This is a genomic window from Acidimicrobiales bacterium (genome assembly GCA_036273495.1).
Taxonomy (GTDB): domain Bacteria; phylum Actinomycetota; class Acidimicrobiia; order Acidimicrobiales; family JAJPHE01; genus DASSEU01.
In genome coordinates this window covers 1-6,342 of sequence record DASUHN010000295.1, presented here as the reverse complement: position 1 = coordinate 6,342, position 6,342 = coordinate 1, and the positions used below count along the sequence as shown (strand labels likewise).

Sequence of the window (6,342 nt, the reverse complement as noted above, 5' to 3'; positions counted from 1 at the left end):
CCGGGGATGACGGCGTCGATGACACCCGTGTAGGTCCCGCTGTCGGGGGCGTAGTCGATCTTGAGGTCCTTGACGTTGACCACCCCGGAGATGGTGGCGTTGAAGAGCTCGAAATGGGCGGCGGTGAGCTGGCCCGACGTGTCGTAGGTGACGTCGAAGGAGACCGAGCCGCCGGACCCACCGGGCAGGCTGGCCGTGGCCCTGCCCTGCCAGTGGCCGGTGTCGAAGCTCAACGACACGCCGGAGACGGTCACGAAGCCGGCTATCGATGCCTGCGGTATGGACAGCGACCCGGACGTCAGCACGCCGTTGACGGTGGTGAACGACAGGGAGTCGACGTTGCCGGAGTTGTCCGTGGCCGAGGCCGACCACTTGTCGGTCCCGGGCAGGCTGGCGTCGTAGGACAGGTGGAACGACGGGAAGCTGACGAGGGCCCCGAGGGCGGGAGAGTCGACCGTGACGTCGGCTGAGGTCAGGACCCCGCCGGCGACCACCAGTGAGCCGGTGGCGCTGGCAACGCCATTGGCGGCGGCGTCACTCGTCAGGCTCCAGTTCCCGTTCCGGTAGCTGAACTCGAGGTTCGAGATGGTGACGACTCCGCCGATCGAGGCCTGCGGCACGTTCACCGTCCCCACCGAGAGCGCCCCGTTGGAGAACTGGAAGTCGAAGGTGGACTGGTGGCCGCCCGTGTCGGTGGCCTTGCCCTGCCACTCCTCCGATGCCCCCGTGGCCGAGTAGTCCAGCTCGAGCCCGGTCACGCCGATCAGGCCGGCCAACGACGTCGACTTGGCCACGACCTTCCCCTGGGACACCGCCCCGTCGGTGAAGGTCAGCGAGCCGGTGATCTGGGTCCCACCGGCGGCCTGGGCGTTGCCGGACAGGAACCAGCTGTCGCTGCCCGGGTCGTAGGAGATGCACGCTCCGTTCACCGTGATCAGCCCGCCGAGGGACACCGGGCCCAGGCACGGGTGCAGCGTCGAGGGGTCGACCCCGATCGACGTCAGCCCGAGATTGAACGTGAAGGGCTGGCCCCCGAGCAGGCCCGGGAGCTTCGTCGTGACGGCCACGGCGCTCCCGCCCGCCGCCGGCCCGTTGTTGTTGGCGCCGCCGTTGTTGGTGACCTGGGGCCACTTGATCGACAGTGACTGGATCGGCAGACCGCCGAGGTGGACGCTGCTGACGTCGTCGATGACGGTCGCGGCCGACAGCGTCCAGCTGACCTGCTTGTGATAGAGGACGAACGGCCCCACCTCGCCCACGCCGGGCACGTTCACCGGAGCCAGAGAGACCGTCACCTGGCCGGTGGTCGTGAGGAGCAGGGTGCCGGTGTCGAACGAGATGGTGACGCCGGTGTCGGGCTCGATCAGGAACCCGTTGAGGGTCACGGTCCCGGTGGCGCTGAACACGCTGCCGCTCTGGTTCCACGAACCGGTCGCCGTGAACGGCCCGAAATGGAAGCCGTTGCCGGGCAGGTTCGAGCCCGACGTGGCGGTACCGGTGGCGCCCGGAGGCGCTGACACCGGAGTCACCGTGTTGCCTCCGGTCACTCCCGGGGGAGCGTCGAACACCAGTGTGGCGGCATTGGAGGTGCCGGCGGGGTTGGTGACGGTGACGGGGTAACCGCCCGGTGCCAGCGCCGGTGCGGTGATCCGGACCTGGCCGTCGCTGACGGCGGCGAAGCAGCCGCCGCTGGCGGGGCAGGCGGGGAGCTTGGTCGTCCCCACCATCACTGACGACGCCCCCTGGAACCCGTTGCCGGAGAGGCTCGTGCTCAGGCTCGACTGGCTCACGTGGGTCGGGTTCACGCCACTGACGTGAGGCGGCCCGAACTCCCCGGCCCAGGAGTGCGACGTGTCCGGGGCCGGGTAGGCGAAGCAGTCCGCTCCCGTGCCGGGACAGGCCCCGACGTCAGGGGTGTCCCCGGACTGGGTGCGCACGACCACGTACACCGAGTGCGGGTATCCCCGCGGCAGGTTCGGCACCTCGGCCTGCAGGGTCGAGCCGATCACGTTCACCTGCGGGGACGGGATGTTGCTGAAGAACACCTGGGGGGGCTGCCCCGAGGCGTTGGTGATGCCGCTGCCGGTGATGTTGATGAACGGGTTCCCGGTCGACGCCGTGGTCGGCGCGTAGGACCAGGCGCCGAACGCCGGGAAGGTGATGGTGAGGGTGTTGGAGGGGCCGCCAAGGGTGTTGACCTGGGCCTGCACCGAGCCGGTCCCCGACGGCAGCTCGGCCACCACCTGGGTGTCACTGACCGCCCGGAACGAGGGGGAGGGGTGGGATCCGAAGTCGACCGAGGTGGCCTGGGCCAGGTTGGTCCCGGTGAACAGCAGGTTGGGCCGGCCGTCCGGAGCCGTGCCGTCCGGGGCCACGCTCGAGATCGTCGGCGCGGGCGGCACCGTGACCGCAAAGGCGTTGGACGAGCCGTGGGGGCTCAGGAGGACGACGTGGGCCAGGTTCCCCAGGCCACCGCCCGGCGTCTTCACGCCGGGCGGGAAGTTCACCAGCACGCGGGTTCCCCCGTCGAGGACGTCCACGAAGGCGTTGTCGGGACGGGCCACGCACGGCAGGTTGTCGTTGATCGGGAGGTAGCCGTGGATGTCGAACGGGCACAGGTTCGGCATCAGGCCGTTCTCGGGCTGGCCCAGGAGGGCGGTGGTGATGCCCGACAGGTTGGAGCCGACCGCCTGGAAGTTCCCGGAGCCGTCGCCGTTGAACACGGCGCTGGCCCTGGTCACCACCGGGGTTCCCGGCTCGTTGGCAACCGACACCGGGTTCGAGCCCCCGCCGGGGCCGAACACCGTGACGTGGCTGAGGTCGGCGCCGATCGGCACCGGCACCTGGAGCTCGGTGTCCTGGGCGCCCGCCGGATGGTCCGATGCCTGTACCGAGTAGGCGCAGGTCTCACCCGCCGGCTCGTCCGACGATCCCGGGCACGTCAGGGGCGCCTGCGGGAACGCGATCGGCCCGAAGATCACGTCGCTGACGTCGGACAGGCCGGTGCCGAACAGCTCGATCTCGGTCGGGTACGCACCGGCGCCCGTACCCGGATCTCGCAGGCCGACGACCGCCACCCCGCCCCGGGGCTGGCCGTCCGACCCGTCGCTACCCGTCAGGACCGGCTGCACGGGGGGGTTGGCGAGCGAGAAGGTGTCGCTGCGCCCCCACGGGGACAGCAGGGTGATGTGGCCGAGGTCGGCGTGCGGTGGCGCCGTCGGCTCCAGCTGCGCGTCGGACCTGTGCTCGCTCGGCGGCACGGAGTAGGTGCACGGTCCGGGGGTGGGTGCCAGCACGCCCTCGATCTCCCCGCACGCCGGTGGCAGCGCCGTGGTCGGCACCGCCCCGTAGATGACCGTGGTCACCGCCGACAGGCCGGTGCCCGTGATGCGGAGGCTGTGTGATCCGGTGCTGTCCGACGACAGCCACACCGCGCCGGTCTCGACGGGCGGGGCGCCGTCCGACGCGCCCGTCGTCCCGCCCCCGGTCGTGCCTCCCGACGGGGTGAAGTTCCCCGGGGTGAGCTCAACGAAGAAGCTGCCGTCGTTGTCGGCGGCGGTGGGGTCGTTGTAGCCCAGGCTCAGCGGCCCGGACGCGTCGGCCACGAAGCTGGCCGCCCCGCCGATGAGGAACCAGGGCCCCGACCCGATCTCGCCGATGAGGGCGCCGATGGGGGCGTCGGGAACCGGGACGGTCGGGTCGGACGGGGTCACGGTCTTCTGGGCCGGGCTGCACGGCACTCCGCCCACCGTGCGGTTCCCCGCCGGGTCGGTGAAGGCCTGTCCCGAGCAGCCGTCCTGGCCCTCGAATCCGTAGCTGGCCGCGCCGTCGGCGGACACGCCGACGGTCTCTCCCTGGCTGACGTTGAGCCCGGTGGCCACACCGGCCACGCTGGCGATGCCCGAGCCGTTCACCGTTCCGTCACCGCCGGCGGTGCCCGGGACGTCGAACGGCATGAGGAACAGGGCGGTGTAGGAGCCGTGGTTGTCCCCGTAGCCGCCGGGGGTGTCGTTGAACGCCACGAACAGCCGGCCCGAGCTGGTGATGGGGATGGGCCCGCCACTTCCGAGCATGAACCAGGAGGAGTCACCGATGCGGCCGATGAGGGCCCCGACCGGGTCCGACCCGTCGACCGCGCTGGGATCGACCTTGGCGGAGACGTCGCAGGGGGCCCCGCCCGCGTCGGTCCGGAAGCCGTCGGGATCGACGGTCACCTCCTCGACGGTCGTGCCGTGGCAGGCGTCCAGGCCGTACTGCGCCTCACCGGTGGCGCCGCCGAAGAGCCGCTGGCCCGGGGTGACGTCGATGCCGGTGTCCACGGGCTGGCTCGACGAGGGGTCGAGCGTGGCCGACACCGTCATGCCCGGGTCGGCCGCCCCCGCCGCCAGGACCGGCACCAGTGCCGCCCCGGCGCTGCTGGTGAGAACCAGTCCCGCCACCGCGGCGCGCAGCCGCCGGGACCACCTGCCCTTCCCAGGCCGGACCGCCGCAACCCCGTCTGCACCCATGGAACCCCTGCCGATCACTCGTTCGGATTTCGTTGGGCGCGGCAGCAGAACTCGACGAGATCGCTGATGTCCCGCACGCTGCGCAGCCGGCCCGACAACACGTCCTCGACCTCACCCACGACGCGACCCAGAGCCAGCTGGTCCGGACGCAGCCGCAGGACGAATGAGACGAGCACGGGCCTGACGGTAAGGACGGCTGCTACCACCGCCCTACCACCGCGGGCCATTGCCGCGGGGCCGGTGCTGACTAGTTCCTGAGCTGCTCCTCGAGGAGCAGGACGTCGGCCGACGGCTCGACCTCGAGCTCGGCGGCCACCTCGCGCGCCCGGCGCAGCATGGCCCGGGCCCGGGAGGCCCACCCGCGCTCGCGGAGCAGGCGCGCCGCCCGGACGTAGTTGAGCTCGTCGAGAGGGTCGGCCTCGATGGCCCGTTCGAGCCACGAGACGGCGGCGGACACGTCCCCGCGGCCTGCCGCCGCCCCGGACAGGGCATCCATCAACCTCAACGAGAGCTGGAACATCGCCTCCCGCCGTCGCGTCGTCCAGGGCTCGAAGCGGTCGGCGGGCAGCAGCTCCCCGTCATACAGACCGATGGCGTCCTGCATCAGCTGCTCGGCCCCGGCCGCCCCCGCTTCCGCCGCGGCCAGTGCGGCGGCTGCTGCTGCTTCGAACCGCCCGGCGTCGGTCTCGACGCCCGGAGCCAGGCAGACCATCTCCCCGTCGCGTACCACCAGGCCGTCGTAGCTCTTGCGGATGCGGCTGAGGACGTTGTGCAGCCGGCGCCGTCCCGCGCCCGGAGGCGCGTCCTCCCAGAGCAGCTCGGCCAGCTCCTCCACGTGGAGGGGGCTCCGCAGCGCCAGGGCCTTGAGCGCCTGGGAGACGACGCCCGCAGCGGGAGTGGCGGTGACGCCGTCCCACGTGACCGAGAACCGGCCGAGCACCTGCACCGCGCCTCGCGCGTCCCGCCCGCCGTCTGGCGGTGCCGCCGGGCCCGACCTCGTCACCTCGATCGTCGGGGCGGGGGCGCCGCCGGTTACCGCTGCCCGGGCGGCACCGACGGCCTCGGCCAGGGTCATGGCCCGTCCCGTTTGCCATGCGCCGGCCAGGTCGGGATCGCCGCCGCCGGCCCCGTCGAAGGTCACCGCCCGGATCCGGTCCCACTGATCGGTCTCGCGGTGCCGGGGCGGGACCCGCAGCCGCTCCCGGCCGGCTTCCGCCGCGCCGAACACGAGCGCGGCCGTGGCCATGTCGTCGCGGTGGGCGATCAACGCCGCCGCCAGCTCCAGACAGCGCACGATCTGGAGGCCGGCGCCGACCTGCTGCGCCCGGCTCAGCGCCTCGGCAGCCAGGGCGGCCGCCCGCCGGAGGTCTCCCTCGGCGCGGGCCAGCTCCGCCAGGCTGTAGTAGGCCAGACCCGAGTGCCGGTCGTCACCGACGTCGCGCCAGGCCTGGAGGCTCTCCTCGGCGTAGGCCCGGGCCGCGTCCGTGTCGGCGAGATCGCGGCTGATCTCGGAGAGGCAGTACGTGGTCCACGCCAGGTTGGCGCGGTCCCCGATCTCCCTCTGGATCGCCAGGCCCTCCTCCGCCGCCGCCCGCGCTCCTGCCAGGTCGGCCGGCGGGTCGGAACGCAGCAGCATGGCGTTGGCCACCCCGACCAGGGCCAGCGCCAGCCCCCGCCTGTCCCCCCGGCTGCGGCGGATGCGTGCCGCCGCCTGGAACAGGCGCTCGGACTCGGCGTGCTCGGCGTTCAGGTAGGAGACGAACGCGAGACTGGCCAGCGAGGACGCCATGCCCCGCTCGTCGGAGAGCTCCTCCTGGATGGCCAGAGCGTCCTC

At 72.3% G+C, this 6,342-nt stretch carries 3 protein-coding genes; all 3 read right to left on the bottom strand.

The annotated features are described in order from the left end of the window. Positions 1-4,508, bottom strand: a 4,508-nt coding sequence (locus VFW24_12580) for an IPT/TIG domain-containing protein (GenBank protein HEX5267599.1), incomplete at its 3' end; no start/stop codon positions are given. A gap of 14 nt (positions 4,509-4,522) precedes the next feature. Further along, positions 4,523-4,684, bottom strand: a complete 162-nt coding sequence (locus VFW24_12575) for a hypothetical protein (GenBank protein ID HEX5267598.1) — start codon at positions 4,682-4,684, stop codon at positions 4,523-4,525. A 71-nt stretch (positions 4,685-4,755) separates the two neighbouring features. Further along, positions 4,756-6,342: BTAD domain-containing putative transcriptional regulator (locus VFW24_12570; protein ID HEX5267597.1), on the bottom strand; the 1,587-nt coding region annotated here is incomplete at its 5' end.